Source organism: Lysinibacillus sp. NPDC097231 (assembly GCF_044761885.1).
Lineage (GTDB): Bacteria > Bacillota > Bacilli > Bacillales_A > Planococcaceae > Lysinibacillus.
Genome location: NZ_JBIWDH010000049.1, coordinates 1 through 22,280 on the forward strand (window position 1 = coordinate 1; position 22,280 = coordinate 22,280).

At 34.0% G+C, this 22,280-nt stretch carries 25 protein-coding genes and 1 pseudogene; 11 read left to right on the top strand and 15 right to left on the bottom strand.

Annotated elements, in window-relative coordinates:
* Window positions 1-100 precede the first annotated feature (100 nt).
* Window positions 101-511, bottom strand: coding sequence for an SRPBCC family protein (locus tag ACIQXF_RS21150; protein ID WP_402787228.1), 411 nt, complete (start codon window positions 509-511; stop codon window positions 101-103).
* 237 nt (window positions 512-748) lie between these two features.
* On the opposite strand from ACIQXF_RS21150, the gene ACIQXF_RS21155 reads away from it, so the two are divergent.
* Window positions 749-1,333 (top strand): hypothetical protein, encoded by a 585-nt coding sequence (locus ACIQXF_RS21155; RefSeq protein ID WP_402787231.1) that lies wholly within the window; start codon window positions 749-751, stop codon window positions 1,331-1,333.
* Window positions 1,334-1,518: 185 nt separating this feature from the next.
* Here ACIQXF_RS21155 and ACIQXF_RS21160 read toward each other — a convergent pair whose 3' ends face one another.
* From ACIQXF_RS21160 to ACIQXF_RS21170, 3 genes are all read right to left on the bottom strand, one after another.
* On the bottom strand, window positions 1,519-1,935 hold the full coding sequence (locus ACIQXF_RS21160) for a CDI toxin immunity protein (RefSeq protein ID WP_402787234.1): 417 nt from the start codon (window positions 1,933-1,935) through the stop codon (window positions 1,519-1,521).
* Window positions 1,936-2,179: 244 nt separating this feature from the next.
* The gene (locus tag ACIQXF_RS21165) at window positions 2,180-2,668 is read right to left on the bottom strand and encodes a hypothetical protein (protein WP_402787237.1); all 489 of its coding nucleotides are present in this window, start codon (window positions 2,666-2,668) and stop codon (window positions 2,180-2,182) included.
* Window positions 2,669-2,740: 72 nt separating this feature from the next.
* Window positions 2,741-3,046, bottom strand: a complete 306-nt coding sequence (locus ACIQXF_RS21170) for a hypothetical protein (RefSeq protein WP_402787240.1) — start codon at window positions 3,044-3,046, stop codon at window positions 2,741-2,743.
* 284 nt (window positions 3,047-3,330) lie between these two features.
* Here ACIQXF_RS21170 and ACIQXF_RS21175 point away from each other — a divergent pair, with 284 nt between their 5' ends.
* The 3 genes from ACIQXF_RS21175 to ACIQXF_RS21185 all read left to right on the top strand — a co-directional run bounded on the left by ACIQXF_RS21175 (window position 3,331) and on the right by ACIQXF_RS21185 (window position 5,372).
* Entirely contained in the window at window positions 3,331-3,492 is a 162-nt protein-coding gene (locus ACIQXF_RS21175; RefSeq protein WP_402787243.1) for a hypothetical protein, read from the top strand.
* A 292-nt stretch (window positions 3,493-3,784) separates the two neighbouring features.
* Window positions 3,785-4,333, top strand: coding sequence for a hypothetical protein (locus tag ACIQXF_RS21180; RefSeq protein ID WP_402787246.1), 549 nt, complete (start codon window positions 3,785-3,787; stop codon window positions 4,331-4,333).
* A 529-nt stretch (window positions 4,334-4,862) separates the two neighbouring features.
* Complete coding sequence (locus ACIQXF_RS21185; RefSeq protein ID WP_402787249.1) at window positions 4,863-5,372, top strand: DUF3231 family protein; 510 nt, start codon at window positions 4,863-4,865, stop codon at window positions 5,370-5,372.
* A gap of 726 nt (window positions 5,373-6,098) precedes the next feature.
* On the opposite strand, the gene ACIQXF_RS21190 is transcribed toward ACIQXF_RS21185, so the two are convergent.
* Both ACIQXF_RS21190 and ACIQXF_RS21195 read right to left on the bottom strand, forming a co-directional pair.
* Window positions 6,099-6,515: a GNAT family N-acetyltransferase gene (locus ACIQXF_RS21190; protein WP_402787252.1), complete on the bottom strand. Its 417-nt coding sequence runs from the start codon at window positions 6,513-6,515 to the stop codon at window positions 6,099-6,101.
* Window positions 6,516-6,831: 316 nt separating this feature from the next.
* Window positions 6,832-8,502: an S-layer homology domain-containing protein gene (locus ACIQXF_RS21195; RefSeq protein ID WP_402787255.1), complete on the bottom strand. Its 1,671-nt coding sequence runs from the start codon at window positions 8,500-8,502 to the stop codon at window positions 6,832-6,834.
* A 263-nt stretch (window positions 8,503-8,765) separates the two neighbouring features.
* Here ACIQXF_RS21195 and ACIQXF_RS21200 point away from each other — a divergent pair, with 263 nt between their 5' ends.
* Window positions 8,766-9,155, top strand: coding sequence for a spore coat protein (locus ACIQXF_RS21200; RefSeq protein ID WP_402787258.1), 390 nt, complete (start codon window positions 8,766-8,768; stop codon window positions 9,153-9,155).
* A gap of 340 nt (window positions 9,156-9,495) precedes the next feature.
* On the top strand, window positions 9,496-9,891 hold the full coding sequence (locus tag ACIQXF_RS21205; RefSeq protein ID WP_402787261.1) for a YkvA family protein: 396 nt from the start codon (window positions 9,496-9,498) through the stop codon (window positions 9,889-9,891).
* 318 nt (window positions 9,892-10,209) lie between these two features.
* On the opposite strand, the pseudogene ACIQXF_RS21210 reads toward ACIQXF_RS21205, so the two are convergent.
* The 3 genes and pseudogenes from ACIQXF_RS21210 to ACIQXF_RS21220 form a co-directional block, all read right to left on the bottom strand.
* A pseudogene (locus ACIQXF_RS21210) lies at window positions 10,210-10,881 on the bottom strand (pyridoxamine 5'-phosphate oxidase family protein).
* Between the two features lie 326 nt (window positions 10,882-11,207).
* Complete coding sequence (locus ACIQXF_RS21215; RefSeq protein WP_402787314.1) at window positions 11,208-12,113, bottom strand: NAD(P)/FAD-dependent oxidoreductase; 906 nt, start codon at window positions 12,111-12,113, stop codon at window positions 11,208-11,210.
* A gap of 936 nt (window positions 12,114-13,049) precedes the next feature.
* Complete coding sequence (locus tag ACIQXF_RS21220; RefSeq protein WP_402787264.1) at window positions 13,050-13,913, bottom strand: LysR family transcriptional regulator; 864 nt, start codon at window positions 13,911-13,913, stop codon at window positions 13,050-13,052.
* A gap of 152 nt (window positions 13,914-14,065) precedes the next feature.
* Between ACIQXF_RS21220 and ACIQXF_RS21225 the strand changes: the two genes are divergently transcribed.
* Entirely contained in the window at window positions 14,066-15,076 is a 1,011-nt protein-coding gene (locus ACIQXF_RS21225; protein ID WP_402787267.1) for a nitronate monooxygenase, read from the top strand.
* 619 nt (window positions 15,077-15,695) lie between these two features.
* Complete coding sequence (locus tag ACIQXF_RS21230; protein WP_402787270.1) at window positions 15,696-16,199, top strand: DinB family protein; 504 nt, start codon at window positions 15,696-15,698, stop codon at window positions 16,197-16,199.
* Between the two features lie 180 nt (window positions 16,200-16,379).
* Here the strand turns inward: ACIQXF_RS21230 and ACIQXF_RS21235 are convergent, their stop codons facing one another.
* Window positions 16,380-17,021 carry a hypothetical protein gene (locus ACIQXF_RS21235; RefSeq protein WP_402787273.1) on the bottom strand — a complete coding sequence of 214 codons (642 nt, stop codon included), beginning with the start codon at window positions 17,019-17,021 and terminating at the stop codon, window positions 16,380-16,382.
* Window positions 17,022-17,180: 159 nt separating this feature from the next.
* Window positions 17,181-17,690: a hypothetical protein gene (locus tag ACIQXF_RS21240; protein ID WP_402787276.1), complete on the bottom strand. Its 510-nt coding sequence runs from the start codon at window positions 17,688-17,690 to the stop codon at window positions 17,181-17,183.
* Between the two features lie 267 nt (window positions 17,691-17,957).
* On the opposite strand from ACIQXF_RS21240, the gene ACIQXF_RS21245 reads away from it, so the two are divergent.
* Both ACIQXF_RS21245 and ACIQXF_RS21250 read left to right on the top strand, forming a co-directional pair.
* Window positions 17,958-18,437 carry a DUF6530 family protein gene (locus tag ACIQXF_RS21245; RefSeq protein ID WP_402787279.1) on the top strand — a complete coding sequence of 160 codons (480 nt, stop codon included), beginning with the start codon at window positions 17,958-17,960 and terminating at the stop codon, window positions 18,435-18,437.
* 24 nt (window positions 18,438-18,461) lie between these two features.
* Window positions 18,462-19,838: an MATE family efflux transporter gene (locus ACIQXF_RS21250; protein ID WP_402787281.1), complete on the top strand. Its 1,377-nt coding sequence runs from the start codon at window positions 18,462-18,464 to the stop codon at window positions 19,836-19,838.
* Window positions 19,839-19,922: 84 nt separating this feature from the next.
* Here the strand turns inward: ACIQXF_RS21250 and ACIQXF_RS21255 are convergent, their stop codons facing one another.
* From ACIQXF_RS21255 to ACIQXF_RS21270, 4 genes are all read right to left on the bottom strand, one after another.
* Complete coding sequence (locus ACIQXF_RS21255) at window positions 19,923-20,126, bottom strand: hypothetical protein (RefSeq protein ID WP_402787284.1); 204 nt, start codon at window positions 20,124-20,126, stop codon at window positions 19,923-19,925.
* 129 nt (window positions 20,127-20,255) lie between these two features.
* Window positions 20,256-20,573: a hypothetical protein gene (locus tag ACIQXF_RS21260; protein ID WP_402787287.1), complete on the bottom strand. Its 318-nt coding sequence runs from the start codon at window positions 20,571-20,573 to the stop codon at window positions 20,256-20,258.
* Between the two features lie 73 nt (window positions 20,574-20,646).
* Window positions 20,647-20,985: a DUF3139 domain-containing protein gene (locus ACIQXF_RS21265; RefSeq protein ID WP_402787290.1), complete on the bottom strand. Its 339-nt coding sequence runs from the start codon at window positions 20,983-20,985 to the stop codon at window positions 20,647-20,649.
* Window positions 20,986-21,145: 160 nt separating this feature from the next.
* Window positions 21,146-21,709, bottom strand: a complete 564-nt coding sequence (locus ACIQXF_RS21270) for a DUF1697 domain-containing protein (RefSeq protein ID WP_402787293.1) — start codon at window positions 21,707-21,709, stop codon at window positions 21,146-21,148.
* Between the two features lie 152 nt (window positions 21,710-21,861).
* On the opposite strand from ACIQXF_RS21270, the gene ACIQXF_RS21275 reads away from it, so the two are divergent.
* Window positions 21,862-22,269 (top strand): hypothetical protein, encoded by a 408-nt coding sequence (locus ACIQXF_RS21275; RefSeq protein ID WP_402787296.1) that lies wholly within the window; start codon window positions 21,862-21,864, stop codon window positions 22,267-22,269.
* Window positions 22,270-22,280 lie beyond the last annotated feature (11 nt).

Here is a 22,280-nt window from a genome sequence, read left to right on the forward strand (position 1 = left end):
ATGATGGGTCAATTTGGCGTTGACACTCATGCATCATACAAGAGGGCTTTTTCTTTTTCAAGCCCCTGAAAATCCTTCTAACAGGAATGCTCCTTTTAAATTAAATCCCTTTTTCTATTTGTTTAAGAATTCTTTCCCAGTATTGCTGCATTTCTTCTCTCACATTCTGATCAGAGAGATTTTCTTGGTGAAAGCTAATGGTCGTTTTTGTATTTTCTTTTGGTATGATCCGAACTTGAATGGTAGAAGTTTTATCCCATCCTTCTTTTTTCCAAGCAAGTCGAAGTTGTTTTAGAGGTTTAACAATTCGAATTTCACCTTCCCCCATTTTTGTACAGAATTTCTGACCTGGTTGAAGGTTTATTTTGGTGCTTTCACCTAACCATAATTTTAATCCATCTTCAGATGCGACAAATTCCCAGGCTTTTTCCTGTGAAATTGGAAAGGTCCTTCTAATTCCTACTTGGAATCCGACCGTTTTAGTTTGACCAACAATTTTCCGTGTGTCCATTTCTTCACCTCTCATCTAAAAAACAAAATTTAAAATTCTTATATTAAAGTTCTTGATATCTACTAATAATTCCTTTTTTATCCAAAGTCTTGTTTGATAAAGGCTGTTTTCTCAAAGATTGTTGTTATTCAACTAGCGGAGCAGGATAGTCTAATAAATCAATTGGTTTTTTGTGGTAAAATACAGTTGATGGGCTAGTTTAATAATAAGGATATTCAATCATAGGGGGACGGCTTTATGAAGCTAATAAAATTAGCATCTACAGGAATCTTGTCTATTGGATTATTGACAGGGTGTACGAACTTAGCAGCACCACAGCAGAAGGAAGAAAGCAAAGTCGAACAAGTAAAAGCAGTAGCAGAAGTCAATGATCCGAAGGCGTGGAAGGACGTTTCAACTCCTGAAGGCTTCAACGAGTATGGAATTGAACCAACGTTGAAAGCTTGGATTGCCTTTCACGCCGAAGATGTTCCCAAAACAACCGATGTGAACGAATATTATCCGAGGGCAAAACGTCTCACTACAGAATATAAATATTTTCGGGTTAAAGGCGACGACCTTCAAAAGGACTTTGAAAATTTGAATGTGCTTCAAATTTGGATGGGACATCTTGAATATGTTTTATCGAGACAGGACACGCTAGAGTCTGATAGGGCAAAGTTCAATGACGACTTAAAAAAGTCTTTTAAGTATTTCACTGAATTACTTCACGATCTCGACATTGTAATAAATTACGATGGAAAGGGCGAAACATTTGGGCTGACACGCCAATTAGACGGGAACAAGGTTAAAGAACTGGAATCGTACCTTTATGTAAATTAACGAGGATTTTAGTTGAAGATTTATTTTACAAAACATAAAAACCAAGTTGAACCTACACATTTTGTAGAACTTGGTTTTTATGTTTTATAGCAACAATCTATACGAAAACAGCCATAATAAAAAAAGAGCTGCCTATGCAACTCAATGTTCTTCAAGTACAGCACCCCGTTAGCTTAATAAGCACCTCATATCCAGCCTATTGTTATTACCTCATCATGACAAAATTCAATTACATATCTTAACGATGGACTATAAATCCATTGGTCTGGTCCCATATCCATAATATCCTCAATCCTTTCTAATATTGTAAATAAGGAGGTCTTTACCAATGGGTATTTATATATCCCAACAATAAGGTAAACAGGAACTGAAGTGTCCAAAGATTGATTAGATAGGTCGGTAGGGATATTCAATATGTCTTCTTTAGTAAGAATAATTTTTTTATTTACCTTTTCCCAATCAATTCTTCCCCAAAATCCAATCGGAAAACAATCTGTCATTTTACTTTCAATCTTATCACTTTCGCTCTCATCTAAGATATCCACTTTGTCCTTTTCTGGGAACAGCTCTAACATCTCCGAAATTCGTTTCTCTTTTTCCAATTTTTCTTCATGTTTCTTTCTTGAACTAGATATTCTAAACGCTTTTTTCTTTCTTCCCTATTCACAGGATAATGCTCCTTTACTAACCGACTATTTATAAAATGTACCACGATCTTAAACTAAACTCCTTTAATTGAATAAGAAAAAAGAGCTGTCGAGAAAGCTCAATGTCTTCAAGTAAAGCACTCGTTAGTTGAAGAAGAACAGCGATGCTTATTATACAATCACTCCCGATTGCTTAGTTTTAGTTGGCTAGCTCATACAAATCTATAATTTCTTTGTGTACTATTCCATCGTCCTGTCCTTCCCAATGAATCACCGCATATATTTTATCTATATCTTTAAACGTTATGGACTTTCCGTCCTTCGTTATTGGTGGTGGTCCTTCGATAGCTCCAGTATCAACTTCTTTTTTAAAATCTTCAGGTCCTGAGACTGCTTTACTTTGCAGGGTTATATCTTTATCGTTTATAACGGCATTCATTTCAAAGACAAAATAATTAGTAGTGTAAACATTCCCTCTTGTTTTAAATCGAAGCTTACCATTTCCCGATTTAAGAATCCCTGAAGTCAGATCTAATTGGTAACCATTTATCTCCCAATGGGGACTTTCTCCTGACAATCTTAAATGATAAAAGTCATTTGTGGCATTTCGATGATTCAAGTAGATAACAATGGCTAATAATACGCAAACAATAAATATCAGTACTGGATAAACGATTTTATGTACCAAAAGCTTTCTCACCCCCTCTGCACGCTTCTAACAATCGCGCCCTTTTCAGGAAGATAACTATTTACTAATAACTTATCCTTTTTTGCTATAAATTTCATAAGCTAAATATCCAAATAATAAGCCTATTCCAGATCCCAAACCTATTGTAGACAGTAAGGGGATTGGGAAAAACATGCTGAGAAGTACAGCAACAGCACAACCAATCATCATGCCGAGTGGTATTAAATTATCTAAGAGATTTTGAGCGCCTTTGGATTCTTTTTTACCCAGGGTGCCTTTTTTATATTTATGTTTCATTCTCATAACTACAAATATTGCAATCCCACCCACTATTACAACAGGTAGTAAAATACGTGCAATCTCCAAAGCTAAGCCCATATTAGAACCCTCCCTCCTTCGCTTTTTAATTGATTCAATTTTAACATGATTTATTCCGTTAAATGGCCCGATTGTGGAATAAGAAAAAATTCTGCATATCAACACAGGTCTGATAAAATAATGGCATTTTCAATTTCTTGTTTATTTAAATTACTGCACAATTTAAGAATGTTGTTCAGTTTATCTTCATGTTGTAGCATCTGATTACGCTACGGCTTTTTATTTTGTTCAGTGAATGTTAATACCTAAATGTTAACCTACTATTAGAAAGGTAGGTGGTATCTATGTTAGAATCAATGGAATTTCTAATTCATCAAATACTGGAAAAACATGATGTAAACAATGAAAATTTAGCAAAAGCACTTACAGAAATTTTCGATGCTTATCACAAACTTTCTAATCAAAAATCTGTTATGGAATATGGGTTAAAAAATGGATTACATTAAAATGCTAACATTAATCATTTCTGCAAAAGTCAGCATTCTTTTATGTGACTTTTGCAGACCTTCATTTGAAAACCTGATTACTCCCCTTGCACAAAATCCTCGGTACGTTCAGTAATTAAATTTCGGAGTTAATAGTTAATTACAATTTCGACCTCTATGTTTCTAGAAAATTCTATCCCACTTTTGCTTTTTTTAATTCATTTGATTTTGTTCAGTAAATATCTCTAATAATTGACGATAATATTCAATAGAAGAAGAATATGAATATCTCGAGAAAGGAAGCGTGATAACATTGAATATAAATTCTCCATCTACAGAAAATATACTTTTCACACAAAAACTCCTTCAAGAATTGTCTGAAAACAAAAAATTAAATTTATCAGAAGATCAAAAAACTGCTTTCAAAAATGTATTAACAGATACTCTTCTTAATAATTCAAATATAAAAAATTTATCTGATAAACAAAGACAGTCGTTATTAAAAGATCCTAAAATATCAAATATATTAGACTTGTCCAGTGAGAATGGTTTTCTAGATCTACTTGAAACTAAATTAGATAAGGATAGTAATTTATCCACTGTACAGAAGCAACTATTAAATAGCATTGGTTTAACAAGTGAAGGTTCTATCTCGTCCTCAGCTAACATTTTTATGGATGACATAGCAAATTCTACGTTGAAACAAAATAAAGTAACGGACAAGGCACAAGCTGGAAACAACAATGCTGTTAAAGCTAAGGCCAGATCTTCATATCAGCAACAAATCCCGATAAGTATAAGCACAAATATGGGAGATATGGGTTCTAGAATCGAACAAATTAGATCTAACTTCTTTGCATAGGACTCATCCTTTTTCAAAAACCGAGATTTAACTCTCTTCTTCTGCTTAAAGGGCGGCGTTTTACCGCCCTTTAAAACTAAATCCTTTATTTAAGATCTTGGCATACATCAAAATTACTACATAATATTTATTGCAATAGGTAAGACTTTGAAGTTATCTCCATCTTTTCCCCTGCTCCACACCATTCAAATTCCATTACATACATTAGTTACGGGAGCATTGCGTCACCACAAATTGTTATTGCACTACGCTATCCCGGAAAAATATAATTTAACCTTTCTGGTATGACGAAGCTTCGCCTTTTTTTATGTATAGGTAACCTTAATTTGCACACATTAATATTGAGTGTATCGCACGCACTTAACTTATTAGGTTGTGGCGTTGGTTGACCGTCACAGCCTCCCTCATTTATTAAGGGTCACAATTCGGTGACCCTTTTTAATTTCTAAAAAAACGAATTATTTTTCTTTTTTCACCCATACTATCCTTGTTTGAAAATGACGAATAACTAGACAAGGAAGTGTATAGTATGGGAATTCTCAGTGGAAACCCTAAAGACGAACCGTTACACTACGGAGAAGTGTTTAGCATCTGGACACATCTCACTGTAAATTATGGTTTTATAGCTGGATATCAAACTTTTTATAATCATGCAGGTGATGAAGATTTAAGAAAAGTTATCGAGGATATCATTGACACTTGTAGAGAAGAAGCTAAACAGTTAGAAAAAATATTAAAAACTAACGGTGTTGCTCTACCACCTGCTCCACCAGAAAGACCTGTTGCGAGAATTGAGGATATCCCTCCTGGTGCGAAATTTAATGATCCAGAGATTAGCGCTGCCCTAACAGGTGACCTAGCCGCTGGTCTAGTTACATGTAGCCAAGTCATGGGTATGTCAACTAGAGAAGATATTGGACTAATGTATGGTCAATTCCATACAGCTAAAGCTCAACTCGGCGTTAAACTACTACGTCTTAATAAAACTAAAGGTTGGTTAGTTCCACCGCCAATGCATGTAGACTATCCAGAAAAATAATATTGATTCAACCTGACAAACCGTTCCCCAGTATAAAACTGGGGATTTTTTAACTGCTCCATTAATAAAAATTATGAGGTAATATTATGGACATATTTTCATGGTTATCAAAGGGAACAGATTTTTTATATTTCTTACCTTCGATGATTTTATTAATAATTGTTATTGCAGTATGCTTGGGAATCTACGTTATAATTTTCGTAAAGACTCAGACCCTTTCAACTAAAATATTTAAAATTCTTTTGGTACCAGTTGTCCTTTTAGGATTCATTATCTGGGCTATTCCTATGAAGATGGGATTTTATGAGTTTTTTAAATCGATGCTTTAATCTCTCTGTTTTTATTTAAAGTTCATTTCTAAAATGGGGAATCCCCATTATCTACGATGTTTCTGCGACTATTATCTATGCTATAATATACATAAATTACATATTGAGGTGCTTAAATTGACTACATTCGGAAAATACATATATATTGCTTTTTTTGTAACACTGTTTTTGTTTTTAACGATTTGGGATTATTTTAAAAATGGTAATTGGGCTTTGCCTGAAAATTTTTTCTATTCAGTATGGGTGGTAATTTTTTTATTCATGGTATCATTACTGCTTAGACGTAAAAAAGATAAACCAAAAAAACTAAAAAACTGAAGCTGATTGAAATATAATCGGCTTTTTTTCTGCACATTTTCCTCCTATTGTGATTAATTTAATTTCTGCAAAGTAAACATTACTCTAAGTACTCTTGTGCTAGTTGCTGATTTTTATAGATGGCCATACCTGTCTTCAATTTTTTAAATCCTATTTTTTCATAATAAGAATCATTACCTGTTGTTGCGATTAGTTGAATGCAAGAAACATCATCTAATTGTGTGATGATGTCTTCTAAAAGAATTCGAGCAATTCCTCTTCCTTGATAATCTTTATGAACAACAACATCATAAATAGCAGCATTGAATACGCCATCGGAAAGAGCTCTACAAAAACCTACAATTTTATGATCTTGTACCCCGAAAACTTTATGTGTACTTGCATTGAAAACTTTCTTTATTATGTGCTCATCATGTTTCATCCACCCTACTGATTGATAAACTTCTTTTAACAATGGTAGATCCTTCTCTTCTATGTCATATTTAAGCAAAATCATTTCATTCCCCCAAACTTTCTGCAATCTGTGCTTTCTATATTTTAACCATATAATACCATATTTCACGTCAGAATTTTTCACCAAGATCAACCACCATCAGTCCTTCAATTACCCAGTCCTAAACTTTATGTCACTAAATAAAAGAAGCCCAAAACTATTTGTCAATTTTTAAGACAAATAGTTTTGGACACTAAAATCTAACAACCCTTTATATCAAACATTTACAAGACATTTGTTAGTCGAAAACTTATTCATTTTACAACAGTAGCAAAAAGTATTGAATTTATCTTACTTTTTAAAAAGTGCCGATTTATTCTTAACGAATCATTTGTAAAGTCCTTTGTAAAAAGACAGAGAAATGTTGCCTTGTGACTGTATCGTTTGGCATGAATTTTCCGTTATATCCTAATGTGATTCCATTACTCGCTAATATTTGAACATATTTATATAAACCATTAGTCGAATTTATATCGCTAAATTCTATCCCTTCTCCTTTCATTTTCAAATCAAACGTATTTACTAAAATCTTTGCCAGTTGCGCACGTGTTAAATCCGAATCAGGACTCATATACAAACCACTACCGTCGATGATTCCTGCTTCATAAAATGCCTTTATTTCTGGATAATTGGGGTGCATTGTTGTTACATCCTTAAACTCTTTCATTGTTCTTAATTTAGGCAATTTAAGTCCATCTACCCTACTTAACAATGCAAAAACATGTTTACGTTTAATGGCTTCAGTTGGATGGAACGTGCCATCTGTATATCCTTTATTGATGCCTAATTGAGCGAGTGCTTCAATCTGTTCATAATATGGATGCATCGCTGGTACATCTGTAAAACGTTGAATACGCATTGTGAGATTATACTCCTCATAGCTATTATTACCATATCGAGGAATATAAACTACATAATAAGTACCTGAACTTAACTCTTTTGTTTCAATGATTTTATCCGTATCACTCGTCACGTAACCACCTGAACTCAGTTGCGAGCCTGTTTCATCTAGGAAAATGAGCGAGCCAAACCCCTCCCGCTTTGAATTGGCAATAAACGTCACTCTAGAGTTCTTCGTAAGTGTAAACTTAAAATAATCCCAATCCTGAACGTAGCTGTAGTTACCACCCAATAAAAAACCATTATAGGTTTTATTATTTTCTAATAAATCGGCATTCGCTTCATCGATATTGCGACCACTTTCCCAATCTTTTTCAACTAGTGGATCAAAACTTGTGGTAAAAGTATAATTATTGGTTGGTGTATTCGAGTAGTGTAAACTTATTTTAAAATAATAAATTCCTGGCTGAAGTAATACAAAAATCTCACTAGGTTTACCGGTGCTCCTAAATGAAAAAATTTTCCCGTTTTTCTCATTAGCTGCCTCTAACTTGAATTCGCTGTAACGGAGTGACATACCTTCAGTTTCTTGTAGCCGAACCCTTAATTTTCCAAATGTCGGAATCTCTACTTTGTATGTATCATTATCTGACAAAATGCCTAAACCATATAATACACCGCTGTACGTATTTCCTAGCGTGTACAAATTGGCCGTTGAATTTTCGTTATTCGGCTCCACATCCGTTCCTTCAATAGGACTTGCTTCATAGGTTACCTCATAATCACCCATTAACCCGTAACCAACCTTAATGTGATATGTACCCTTTTTTAAATTGATATACTGTACCGTTCTTAAATTATCTCCATCATCTAGATTCGTTGATATAATTCCAATTCGTTGATCATTACTATCAAATATAATGACATAATACTCATTAGGAGAACTATACCCTCTATAATCATTAACACCATCTGTTAATGTAAACTTCACACGTGCATCTTCTTCAAGCGATAAAGTATATGTACCATACACATTTTCTGAATAATATCCTTTGATGATATCACCTTGTTGCCAACTTGCAGCTTGCACTTTTGGGATTGGCATTGTAAAAGAAAATAATACCAATGCTAAAATTACCCATTTTTTCACACAAACACCTCTCAAAATATCAATATTCTATCATTCTAGTAAAAGCCAACTAATAAGTATAGAGGTATAAAATGGATACTATTTTAAATTCTGTTTCAACTTCACCTTTCTTCTCATTATTGGCTTCAGTCTAGAAACAGAAGGGCTAATTATAAGTATTGAAAATAAAATTTTTAACTATTTTTCACTCCACCTTCCTAATTGTCCAAACAACTGTATTCGATATGAATAAAATATTGTATTGAAGAGGAGGTGAATATAAAATGGCATCATTTGAAATTGGAGCGAGAAGTCTTTTCAATTTTCGAAACGAACGCTTTTTCCTATTAGTTGAAGATGAAATTACAATTCCAGATAAAGGTGTGGAGATTGATCCAGTTAATATCTATGAGATTGACCAACAAACGTTCAATTTTATCAGAGAAGAAGGAGATACACCTGTAGTTGTACCACGTTTTAACCTTCCTCCTGTACCACCTGGATTTAAATTAGAACGAAAATGTATTTTTTCAGTTGATAATGCATACTTCGTAATCTATGATTTAGAAGATGGTACTGATAACAATGTTTTATTAAGAATCAGTGCAGCATTATTTAACTCCTTGAGAAATTCTGGTGTTCGTGAATGTGTTCCTCAAGATTTCATTAATTAGTTGGGTATAGTTATATATCCCCCTCAATAATGGTTATTTAACAAACAGCTGTACAAAACAAGCGATCAATTTTATTGGTTGCTTGTTTTTTATTTTTGAAGATACTTACGGATGTTTAACACTTCAAAATTGAACTTAATTATTACATAACATTTTACAAATGCAACACTCTCGATGTTGTCCTTGTTTTGATAAAGCGTTTCATTTGTACGGTCGTCATGAACTCTAAACATATTTACTTTCCTTCTTTCTGACACGACCCTTATATTATTCATGAGTTTTTATTTCCCTTTTTACTTAGATAACATATACTTCATAGTAACGAAAGGGAAGATCTTTAATGAACAACAACAGTTTAATATCAAAATTAAAAGCCATTGCAAAAAAATTAAAACAAAATTTATTTGTACTTTATCTATCCTATAAAGATCCCAGAACACCATGGTATGCTAAGCTTGTGGCAATGCTCGTAGTTGCATATGCTTTTAGCCCAATAGATTTAATTCCAGATTTTATTCCTGTTCTTGGGTATCTTGATGATTTAATAATTGTACCTTTGGGAATTATCCTTGCTTTAAAACTAATTCCACCGCATGTAATTGAGGATAATAAAGAAGCCGCAGAAAAGTTAAAACTATCTGGAAAACCAAAGAATTGGTTTGTTGCAACACTTTTTATAATTATCTGGATTATCTTTGCTGCTTGGATTAGTAAAATTATAATTCATCATATTTAAAATGAGATTTTAAGCCCAATAAAAAACAGCTTGTGGATTTTGAAGCACAAGCTGTTTTTTTATTTATTGACAAATAATGAATTTTTGACCATCTTCAGAATAACCAATTTTCAGTTCGGTAAATCAGGAAATATGTGGCTGTAACCACAAATAGTGGAGTGCCCCACTGACATATTAGAGGTCTAGGAAATGGTGCTAGCTCCAATCCAATTTTGGTCGGAAACACCTTAAAAGGTCACTGCACATACTTATTATAACAAATGAAATAAAAAATTAGTTGAAGATCATTGCTGAGCATTGATTAAGAAAAATACCTTTTCAATAAAGTCTTTTTGTATAACTTTCCTGAAGCCTTTCAGCAATTATATCAACACTAGAGTTTGGAATCTTAGCGTGTTCCAATAAAATTTTAGCAGCAGATGGTAATGTTTCTTTATTAGCCCAAGAGGACGGTTCCCATAATTTTGACCTCTTAAAAGCTTTTGCACAATGTATGAAACATTCCTCCACTTCCACTCCAATACCTACAATAGGTTTTTGTCCTTTAACAGCCATCTTATCAAGTAGTTCATCATCTTTTACCAAACAAGCCTTACCGTTAACTCTGAGTGTTTCCCCTAATCCCGGAATAAAAAATAAAAGGCCCACTTTCGGATTTAATTAAATATTACGCATAGAATCTATTCTTTTGTTTCCTGGTCTTTCTGGAATAATTAAATGCTTATTATCTAGTACACGAACAAAACCAGGCATATCCCCTCTTGGTGAAACATCACAGAAACCTAAATTATCAGAAGTTGAAATTACTAAAAAAGGTGACTTAGAAATAAAATCATAACAATGATGGTCTAAATCTGTAATCACCTTTCTTATTACTAATTCACTCGGAAATCCAATAATTGAACGTAATTCTTCTTCAGTTTCAATAGTATTTTTAAATTTTTTATTTTGTTCCAAACAGACTTCACTCCTTCGATTTACGACTAACATATGAACTGATAATACCATTCTTCTTTAATTAAATGGCCCTTAAAAGCAAAAAGGGAGCAATTCTTATTCCGCGAAAGCGCTCGATTGTTGAATAAGTCTATAAACTAAGCTGTGCCGTTAGTTCAATAACTTCAACAAAAAAACCTTTAATCCTTTTTAAACAACAAGAAAAAACGAATTCTAAAATCAAAATCCGTTCTTCGTAAATTCTTATACTAACTCTAACACAATGTTTGGAGTCTATGTGGCAACACATTGGCGCTGATGTGTTTAATCATATTAGCTAAGTTCCTATTTAGTTGAAGCAGAAGGTGTTATGACATAATCTAAAAGCGTTCCATCGTTAGATCAGTATTTACTGAAACCGCAGCTTTATTACCTTTAGCAGCTGAAATCATTAAAGAGGATGGTTTAGACCTTTCTGTTTCCCCTGCAATATATACGTTTTTTTGGGTTGTTCTACCAACACCATCTGTTATAACTTTTCCATTTTCATGAATTTCACAGCCAAGCTTCTCAGCAAACTGATTTGGGCGATAATAAGATGGGGCAACAAATCCACCCGATCTTATAATTGTTGCTCCTGTTTCAAACTCTATCTTTTGTAAGTAACCGTCATTACCTATTAAGTCTTTTATCTTTTCCGATATAATTTTGATATTGTGTTTTTGTAACTCTATTTTACCTTCTTTAGATAATTGAACTCCATTCGTTAAGACAACCAAATCCTGCGACCAATTATAAATTAACTTAGTCAAATGCAGTACATGCTCCTCTTTTTCTGCAATAACCACTAATGGCTTATCTTTTTGCTCCCAGCCATCACAATACGGACAACTAAATAGACTTATCCCATAAAACTTTCTTATACTTGGTATAGTAAATATTTCATGAATACCGGTGGCGAGTATTATTTTTTCTGAAACAAATTCCTGACTAGTAGATGTTTTGACAGTAAATCGCTCATTACCTATATCCTTTATGATTTCAGTAACTGTTGCAGTAAAATATGATACGGACGGGTAATTCTCCAACTCTTTTAACGCTATTTCTTTAAACCCTTGTGGTTTTATCCCATCTCGAGTAATAAATCCATGTGACGCTTGTGTCACTCTATTCCTATTCGTTCCATCGTCAAATATTGCAATGTTTCTCCTAGCCCTTCCTAAAGTTAAGCTAGCACTTAACCCAGATGGACCTCCACCTATAATGATACAATCAAGGACATTCATTTTTTTACCTCCGTATTGATTTTGTTTTATTTTGAATTGTAATTTGCAAAAGAGAACTTCATTATTTCCCCCATCATGGATTTCCATTCTTACACACTAAAATTAAATATGAAAAGAAGTGACGGTGTGTTTAGCGACAACAGGAGGTATTGCTTTTATTTTTATTCCTAAATCTGAACATCAATAGTATAGTGAGACTACAAAAAAAATCATTCATGAATAATAAGTTGTCAAATCAAAAAGGATCAAATTTATCGTTATTGATAAAATGACCCTATTTCATATCGAATTATTCAGTTTAATTCCAACTAAGCAACCTTTTCACAATGTGCGGAGTGTATGTGGCAACAATGAATGCTAGTGAGCTATATAGGCTTAGTTCCTAATTTTAGTGGAATCGATTTATACATTCAACTTTAGCTTCCTCAACTGAAATACTCTCTAGTTAAAGAAGGAATAAGAAAAAATCCTGCACATCAACACAGGATTTTTAATCAAACTTTGAAAAGTTGTATTGCGGTAAGTCTATTAAAAAGCAAAAGACAGTCGATTTTATCCAAAAAGCATGGTTGTTCCAAATTCATTATTCTAAATTAGGATTGGTATAACACTCCACTACATTCAGTAAAGCACTTTTAATAAACTACTTGCCATTAACGGCTTAAGTGTGATGATTATACGGCTAATCCTTTACGCTATAATTTAATTACATATCAACGGTTGAGATTTTTTCAAAGGTGGTAACCGGGCTTTTCGTGGATATTTTCCCATTCCTTGTGGGTAGCATTTTTTATTCAAGGCATCATTGCTACTTAGACACTTTTAAACGACATATTTAGACCTTCTTTTTTTAAGGCTGTTTTCCCAAAGAACTTTTTGTGAGTAGTAAAAATTATATTGACCTTTGCCTTTATTCCTCTTCTAACTCCACCACTTTTAATCGTTTGCATTTAATTTTGTTATCATTTTTTTGAAATGTAGCAATGATAGAGAGGGATTATCTAAATGCGAAATAAATTGTGTTTCAATAAAAGAAAATTCTTTGGGTAAAGCTACGAATTGTAACTCATAGTAACGAACATAGCGTTCATAAACAGATCTGGGTAATAGAGTGATGCCTAAGCCAGCTGCTACACAACCTAAAATGGCTTCTAAAGAGCCGAGTTCCATTATGCGATAGGATTTAATCTTTTGATGCCGTAAATATTTTTCTAGCTGAAAACGATACGAGCATCCAACTCGAAAAACTAAAATATTCGTACTTTCTATAGAAACGTTCTTTGTATGACCTGGATAAATCAGAACCATTTCTTCAACAAATACTGTTTTACATTGTAACAAACTATGCTGAATAGGACCTGAAATAAAGGCACCGTCAAGCTCATAATTTAAAACTTTATCAATTAAAATCGAAGTTGGATTCGTTTTTAAATTTAATGTAACATTTGGATACATTGTACAAAAATTAGATAGAATAGTAGGTAAATGAATCGCTGCTGTCGTTTCCATTGATCCTATGAGTAGGGAACCGGTGGGATTTTCTTGATCTTGCATTGCATTTTCCGCTAGTTCCATCGTTTTGAATATTTGTATCGCAAAATGGTACAATTCCTCTCCTTTCGGCGTGACACTACATCCTCTATTATGACGATAAAGTAGTTTTGTTTGTAATTGCTCCTCTAACTTATGGATTTTAATCGTAGTGTTTGATTGCGAATAATTTAGCCTCTCCGCAGCCTCTGAAATACTCCCTAATTCTACTACGAACCGAAATGCTTTTAGTGCCTCAATATCCATCATCTCACCTCTGATATTAATATTATTAATATTTAGTATACAAAATTCAAATTATATTTAATATCTAAAAGTTGATACAATTGAACAGAAGTAGATATTGTTTAGGTATTTTACTACTAGCTGAGCTTAGATATAAAAGGAAGGGGAAATGATATATGATCTTTAGCGAATTACGTTACCCTATTATTCAAGCACCAATGGCGGGTGGAGTATCTACTGCTAAATTAGCAATCGAGGTTTCTAAAAATGGAGGACTCGGTTTTTTAGCAGCAGGATATAAAACGTCAGATGTATTAGAAAATGAGATAAAAGCCTGTATAGAGGCAAATGTATTATACGGGGTTAATCTATTTGTACCTTCAAACGAAATGCTTGATGAGGCAGCATTACAAGCATATAAAAAACAATTAGAAAAAGATTTTTCAATATCATTACCTGTAAAGGAATGGTCGGACGATGAATGGTTTGAAAAGCTTGCTTTGGTAGAAAAATATAAAGTGCCGTTTGTAAGTTTCACATTTGGCTGCCCAGAAAAGCAAATTATAAAAAGATTACATAAGGTAGGCTGTCAAATTATTGTGACCGTTACAAATATAGAAGAAGCAAGAATCGCATATGAAAGATCAGCAAATGCTATTTGTGTACAAGGTATAAATGCAGGTGGGCATCGTGGAACATTTCAAAATACAAATTCGCTAAATTTTGAACCATTACACGAATTAATTATGAAAGTTAAAAATGCAGTAAATATGCCTATCATTGCAGCTGGAGGTATTATGACAGGGCAACAGATAAAAGTGCTGTTAATTGCTGGAGCAAGTGCTGTTCAATTAGGAACTGCATTCATTTGTTGTAATGAAAGTGGTGCGAATGAAGTATACAAACGAGCGTTACTTGAAGGACATTTTCATAAAACAGAATTGACAAAGACATTTACAGGTAGGCTAGCAAGAGGTTTATCTAATGAATTTATGAAAAAATATGAACTAAAAGCACCTAATGTATATCCGGCTTTGCATTATATGACGCAGCCGATTCGAAAACAGGCATTAGAAAATGAGGATCCACAAGCTATGTCTTTATGGGCAGGCACAGGATTTAAGATGATACGGGCATTACCAGTGAAGGATTTGCTAGGAAAACTTGTAGAAGAAGCAAATTTGTAAAGTATGAACATAACTCACGCTCTGTTGGAATTCGTTGACTGTAACTTGTAGAACTGATGTAAGAATAATAGAGACATAAAATACACAATATAGATACGACTGACTGCTCTGTAATACTACGATAAATATCTAAACCAATTTCGATTAAGGTTAATAGAAATATTCATTCAACTCACTCCCTTTTAAAAAAAATATAATTTAAATTCTTGTCTGTGTGTGTTATTCTGCGCCGTTAGTTGAATAGCAACAATCTTTTCGAAAACAGCCTTTATCTGGAGGGAGCGCTTTTACATGCTTAGCAAACTTTCCGTTATTTTCGCAGTAATTGGTACTGTTTTATTGAGTTCCCCTTATTTTTATCCAAATAACTTTGAGATTCTTATGATATCAGGATTTGCTGTACTTATTATAAGTGTATTTTTAAGTTTTGCTGCTGTATTCAAGGCCAGATACTCCCTTCTTATGAGTATCTGGTTTTACTATTGAAAACGAGTACAGATCGACCGTTTTGGAAAAATTCGAATTATTTTCAAGAAAATTAAATCTATTACACGCCAAGGGGCATATAATTAAACTAAAGCTGCATAGAAAGAAAACTAAATTTTTTAGGAGGATTTTTATGTTCCAAACCTTAGACCATTTTTTGCAATCTTGGGCGTTTGAAGCGGGTGCTACACAGAAACTACTAAATCATCTAACTGATGAATCTCTTAAACAGGAAATCACTTCACAGCATTGGACGTTAGGACGTATTGCTTGGCATACCGTTACGGCCATTCATATTATTATGTCCAATACAAACTTAACGTTCGAAGCTCCATCTAAAGATTATCCAGTTCCTACTTCTGCTCAATTTATAGCAGACAGTTATCACCAAGCTAGTCATGCATTTGTACAGGCCCTAAAAACTCAATGGACAGATCTTACAATGAATGAACTCGTTGATTTTATAGGTCATCAAATGCCTAATGGTTCCCTTTTACTGTTTTTGCTTCAACATCAAAGCCACCATCGAGGACAAATGACCGTTCTTATGCGTCAAGCAGGATTAACGGTTCCAGGCATTTATGGTCCAGCAAAAGAGGAATGGGCAAACTTCGGAATGGAAGCTCCACAAATGTAAAAAATTATATACGATGTGATTGAATCTATTTTGATTGAAGTTTTTCGTCTGAATTATCGGAGAATACTCTTGGAAGTTTTAAATGGTGTCGTTGTCGTTCAATATTCAATTGCCTTTACAAAATAAAAATGGAGGTTGTCCTAACAATGGACAACCTCTTATAAAGTTACTCTTACTTTTCTATAATTTTTGCCCCTGACGTTTTACACAGTACGATTGGATCGCTTCCCCCTCTTTGTATTTTTCCCTCTGATCAGGTCCACAAGAAACGACTTCATTTCCTTTTCTATAATCTACATATAAGGAAACTTCAGCAGCTTCTTTATACAGGGCTTGTAGTAGATTTTTTATCACTGGATAGTCTTGTTCTTCAAAGCTTTTGTCTATTCCGTAATAAACAATCATTTTGTACTGTTTACTAAATGGCTCCACTTTTTCTGTTACTGGCAAACGTTTTGCGGCCTGTACCTTCGTTATCGGTGCTTCTTCAAGAAATTGAGTACCAATTCGTTCGGCAATTGGGGTAAATAAAATAGGCCAATATTGCTGTAAATAGTTATCATCAATCTCATTCATATATAAGTCTAAGCTAGCCTCAAACTTCAAAAATGGTTCTTCCTTTGTTTGTAAATAGGACGTATATTCGCCTAATTCTATTTTGTTATACGAATATTGAGTTTCCTCTACTTGGATTCCATAACGCTCCTCAATGGTTTGAATAATCGTAGTTCGATAATTATCCATTTTCGTAGACGAATTCACTTTAAATGCTATTACCAAAAGAATAATAATAAAAAATCCAAATATCATGACACGCTTCATTAGTTACCTCTTAAAAATTTATTATTTATATAGCTACTATCTAACAAATTTATCATATACTAAAATAATTTAGTTGGCTATTAAAATTTCCATATTTGTATATTTACTTTTCGTTAAGAAGATCACCTATAAAAAGACATACCTCAGTATGTCTCATTGCTAGCGTATCTGTTGTTCGTATTGTTGACCGTCTAGCGTAAAAATGAGTTTTAATGGTTTTTGGTCATTCTCTAACTCCGCTGGCACGATACTGGTAAAGTGAAATACCTCTGTTTGTGATGGTTCAATGATACGTTCTAGGTTGTCATCAAATTGAGTTCCTTTAAATTTTTCTATCGATACTCCATCGACCCCATACTCAAACCGATTATCATGTACATATTTAATATCTGAAAAAAATTGATCGGCACTTTTATCTACTGTCGATATATTTTCCAATGACAACCAAGTATCGAGAAGTAAGTAGTTATCAGAATGCAACCTAGACCCTTGTTCTGAGTTGGTAGGAATGCTTTCCTTCCCCAACGTATTATTGATTATTGAAAATTTCGCAACATCGTTGACTACAACTTGTTCACCTATTTGAATAAATGGTGAGTGCGGCGTCTCTTCTACAACCTTCACCGTTTTATCTCCATCATTATCACAAGCAGTTAAGAGTGTTGCCATACATACGAGTGCAAGTATTTTTTTCATAATGCACACCTCCATACCCATAAATATACATAATTGTATTCTTTTCTACAATATATTTTATTGATGGTAAAGAAAAGGGTAGCACGTTAAGTAATAAATGGTTCATTTTAGTAATAGCCCTTGTTATTCATTGAACCGCTGTAATAAAATGGTTGACCTTATGATTTCAACAGTGCTATATTTAGTAAATCAGTAATTTACTAAATTACTAAATTTGAATGACTAAGGAGTTTTAAATAAATGAAAATACCTACACATTTAAAACATAAACCTGTTATCGTCGCCGAAAATTATGCCAATATTGATGGGCGTACTGCTTATCATACAGATGCACAGGGGCTTTCACTTGGCTTAGCTCAGTGGAATGACAGAGGAAAGGTTGATATCTCGGCGAAAGTATGGCGTCATACAGGTGGTAAATGGTCACGTCAATCGGAGGAGCTTCCTCTTCATCGTGTGCTTGATCTCGCTATTTTAGTATGTGAATCACAGCTTTATTTTAAGGAGGCTTACTGCTTCGAAAATTTATATGATGAAGAAAACCCTGTTATTAAACGTGTTGGCTTACAGGGCGATGCCATGACAGTGGAAGTATGCACGGAAAATGAACAAATTAATGAGGATATTCAGCTCTTTACGAAAGCATTGAGTGATGATGGTGAACTAATTGGCGAACGACTACGCACGTTATCATGTGTTTTAAAGGAAATGGGTTATTAAAGTTATTACTAAGGGGATATTAGAATGAACCAAAATTTATTACAAGATGATAAGCAACTACAAAAATCTTTTTTTAACTTTTTAATTCCTGTTATGCTTGCGAATGTGTTGCAATCATTAGGGCAAGTCTTTGGGATGTTTATTGTTGGGCGCCATTTAGGGGTCGATGCGCTTGCGGCAATTTCTGCATTTTTTCCGTTCTTCTTCTTTTTAATGGCATTTGCGATTGGCATTGGCTCAGGTAGCTCTATTTTAGTTGGGCAAACCTTCGGGGCTGGCAATCATGAGAAGATGAAGGAAGTTGTAGGGGTTACCCTCGCCTTCACGACAATTTTATCCATTGTCGTTGCGATTTTTGGTGGCTTTTTCATTGAGTGGATTTTACGCTTTATGCAAACACCTGCAAATATTTTAGATATGAGTATTAGCTATGCACAAATTTTATTTTTCACGTTACCCATCATGTTTTGGTATATGGTGTACACGACCTTCATGCGCGGAGTTGGTGACTCAAAAACACCATTTTTATTTTTAGTGATCAGTGTTGTGTTAAATATTGCATTCCTTCCACCGTTAGTATTTGGCTGGCTAGGTCTACCTGAGTTTGGCTTAAACGGCGCTGCCTATGCGTCTGTTTTATCCAATCTGGTAACGATGCTATTATTATTTGCCTACCTGCATAAAACAAAGCATTTACTGCGTTTAGACAAATCTATTTTACAGCATTTTAAATTAAAGAAGGATATTTTAGCTTCATTGCTAAAGCTAGCCATTCCATCGAGTATTAGCATGGTAGCGATCTCTGTTGCGGAAATTGCGGTCATTGGCTTCGTGAACGTCTATGGCTCAGATGCTACTGCCGCTTATGGTGTTGTCAATCAGGTGGCAAGCTATGCACAGGTGCCAGCGATGAGTATTGCCATTGCGACATCTGTATTTGTTGCCCAGGCTTTAGGCGCAAACTCTACGGAAATGATCAAAAAAATTCGTCTCTTAGGTGTGCGTATTAATTACATTTTAGGTGGCGCCATTATTTTAATCATGTATTTATTTGCGGAACCTATCCTATCTTTATTTATTAATTCTCATAACACCGTGCTCATTGCAAAGGATTATTTATATATCACATTTTGGAGCTATTTAATTTTTGGACATACGCAAACTGTTTCCGCTACAATGCGAGCTACTGGTGTTGTCTTATGGCCAACTATTTTCCTAGTCATTGCCATTTGGGCAGTAGAAGTACCATTAGCGTTTATGTTATCGCACCACACTTCACTCAAACTAAATGGTGTTTGGATAGCTTACCCTACTACCTTCTGTGTGCATTTTGTATTACAATACGCATACTTCAAGCTAGGCTGGCAAAAACGAACTTTAAAAGCAATGTTAAGTGATTAGTAACTGATTTTATCATCATTTGAAACAAAAAGAGAGCATCATTTCAAGGAAAAATGAAATTTGCTCTCTTATTTTATGTTTCCTTCAATTATCTTTTTTTCCCCATTGATACGGTTTTTTAGCCCAATTTATCAAAACCAACATGAGATACATTATTACAATCGTTATACCTAACATCAGTGTATTATCTCCCCATGTAATAGGTTCTTGAGCCCTCCATTGATTGAATGTTTTTACAATAAAATAAATACTAGGGTAAATAAAATAAATGAATTGGTCTCGTTTCACCCTATCCCCCCCTACTGATGATAAAATATTACGCATAGTTGTCTTTATTTGACTAATGCTTAAAGTGCTTCCCAGAAGAGTCTGTTCCTGCTGCAATAAAATTTGAAGATGTCAGTAAATCCCCTCATTTCATTCTTCGCTCAGAGTGGCAAGCTTCATCATTGTTTTCCAATTGCGAACAGTTGCTGGCACCTCTAGCTTATTTAGCTGTTGACTAAGTTTTGCATTGCGAATGCTTTCGAAGAATAAAAGATAGGCATCTCTGCCATTGATGACACAACGTTCTTTATCAAGGCTCGCATCTAGCTTTTTTGAATACCATACTACACTTCCAAGATGGGTGCCACCAACGAAAATTCTTGGTGCAACATCGTATGGCGGTTCATTCACGACTGTTATTCGATTATCAGGATCGTGTTTAAATAACACGTTCACATGAAGTTCCATCAATTCTAAATCAGATAACGTTCGTACTTACCACAAAAGTGCGCTATTTTTTATTTTTCGGGATTACTTTGCTCTATGCCGGATCGTAATTTTTTAAGTCTTCGGTAGGAATCGTCTTACCGTCAATCTCGTAATATTCAAACTGCCCTTTTAAATCATTAGCGAAATATAAATAGACGATTTTGGGTTCGTTTTTAAAAGTTACTTCCACATGATACTTGGGTATGCCAAAAAAGCTATACTTACTTTCAAGCGTTATTATTTCTGATTCCTCATAGCCCCTTATTTCCGTTAAATATTGCATCACTTTATCGGAAGCCTGATGTTTTTTAAATTGAACGAAAGCAACAGAAGCGAAAATAATTAATATTAGAATAGCAAGGATAATTAAAATTTTTTTTATTTTAACCACTCCCCTAAATATAGTGAAATTTTAATCACGACTGATGAATGATGTTAAATAAGTACCAGTATTTTTAATATGTCCCGGCGTTACCCACGACACACTTGCTGTCAATCCTATTTGCGTAACATCACTGATTATATTTCCCCCCTCCTTTATAAATATAGAGTTATTTAAGGCTGAAATCTTCGACCATGCTTGAAAGCTTGAGGAGTGTTTTCCAATTACGGACGGTAGCGGGAATCTCAAGCTTATTCAGATTACCACTAAGCTTAGAATTTCGAATGCTGTCATAGAATAATAGGTAGACATCTCGTCCATTTACGATACAGCGTTCGTTGTCATTTGCATAAGATAAAAACTTGTCATAATTGTCCTTCGAAGGGGCTGCTGGCAACAAAGCCACATGCAGACATTCCCCTACAGAAGAAGCATTCGCCTCTACAATCTCCTGCTCTGTAAAAGGGCATTGACTAACAATTTGCTGTAATTCTTCAGCTGTTCTCATAACAACGATACTGGATATCCCAAAATCCTTTTTTATTTTATCGTGAATTTTCTCTTGCAAGATCTCCTCAGATTCACCCGATTCAAAAAGGATATTTCCACTTTGGATATATGTCCTAATGTTTTGTAGGCCTAGTTGTTCGAGGGAGTTTCTTAATTCTGCCATGATAATTTTGTTATGTCCCCCAACATTAATCCCCCTGAGGAATGCGATATATTTTGTCATAGTAACCCGCCTTTCTTTTTCCATTATCTTTATTATAATGTATATTTTGTTTTTCCTGTTTGGTTTCTAGAGAAATTAAAAAAGTAAGAAAGAAAACCTTTATTACTTTTTTTCGTTTATATCATGTGATGAAAAAGTAAAAGGAGTTAAAAATGCATAAATATAGAAATTCATTCATTGTAGCTGCTACAAATATTATCACTATTTGTTTAGCTCCAATCATTTATGATTCAATGCTATCCAATATAATTGGTTCATTACTTTTTAACTTTGTCATTTTTCCTTTAATTATAGTTTTTATCAATGTAGTTCTTTGGTTTAGCAAATTCAAACTTGAATTTGTCTATCATATGCTATGGGCTAATCTAGCTTTCTTTTTGTCTTTTATTGTTTCTTTTGTTCTAATCATAGATCCTACTAAAGAAAAGCCTCCTGGTGAAACTCTGGTTTTGCACGCAGATTTTTTATTAATTATGTACATCGCAATATTGCAGTGGTTTTTTTTACTTGTATTAACGGGCATTCTTTATCTAACGAAAAAACTTCTTACTAAAAAATAAAATTTTAAAAG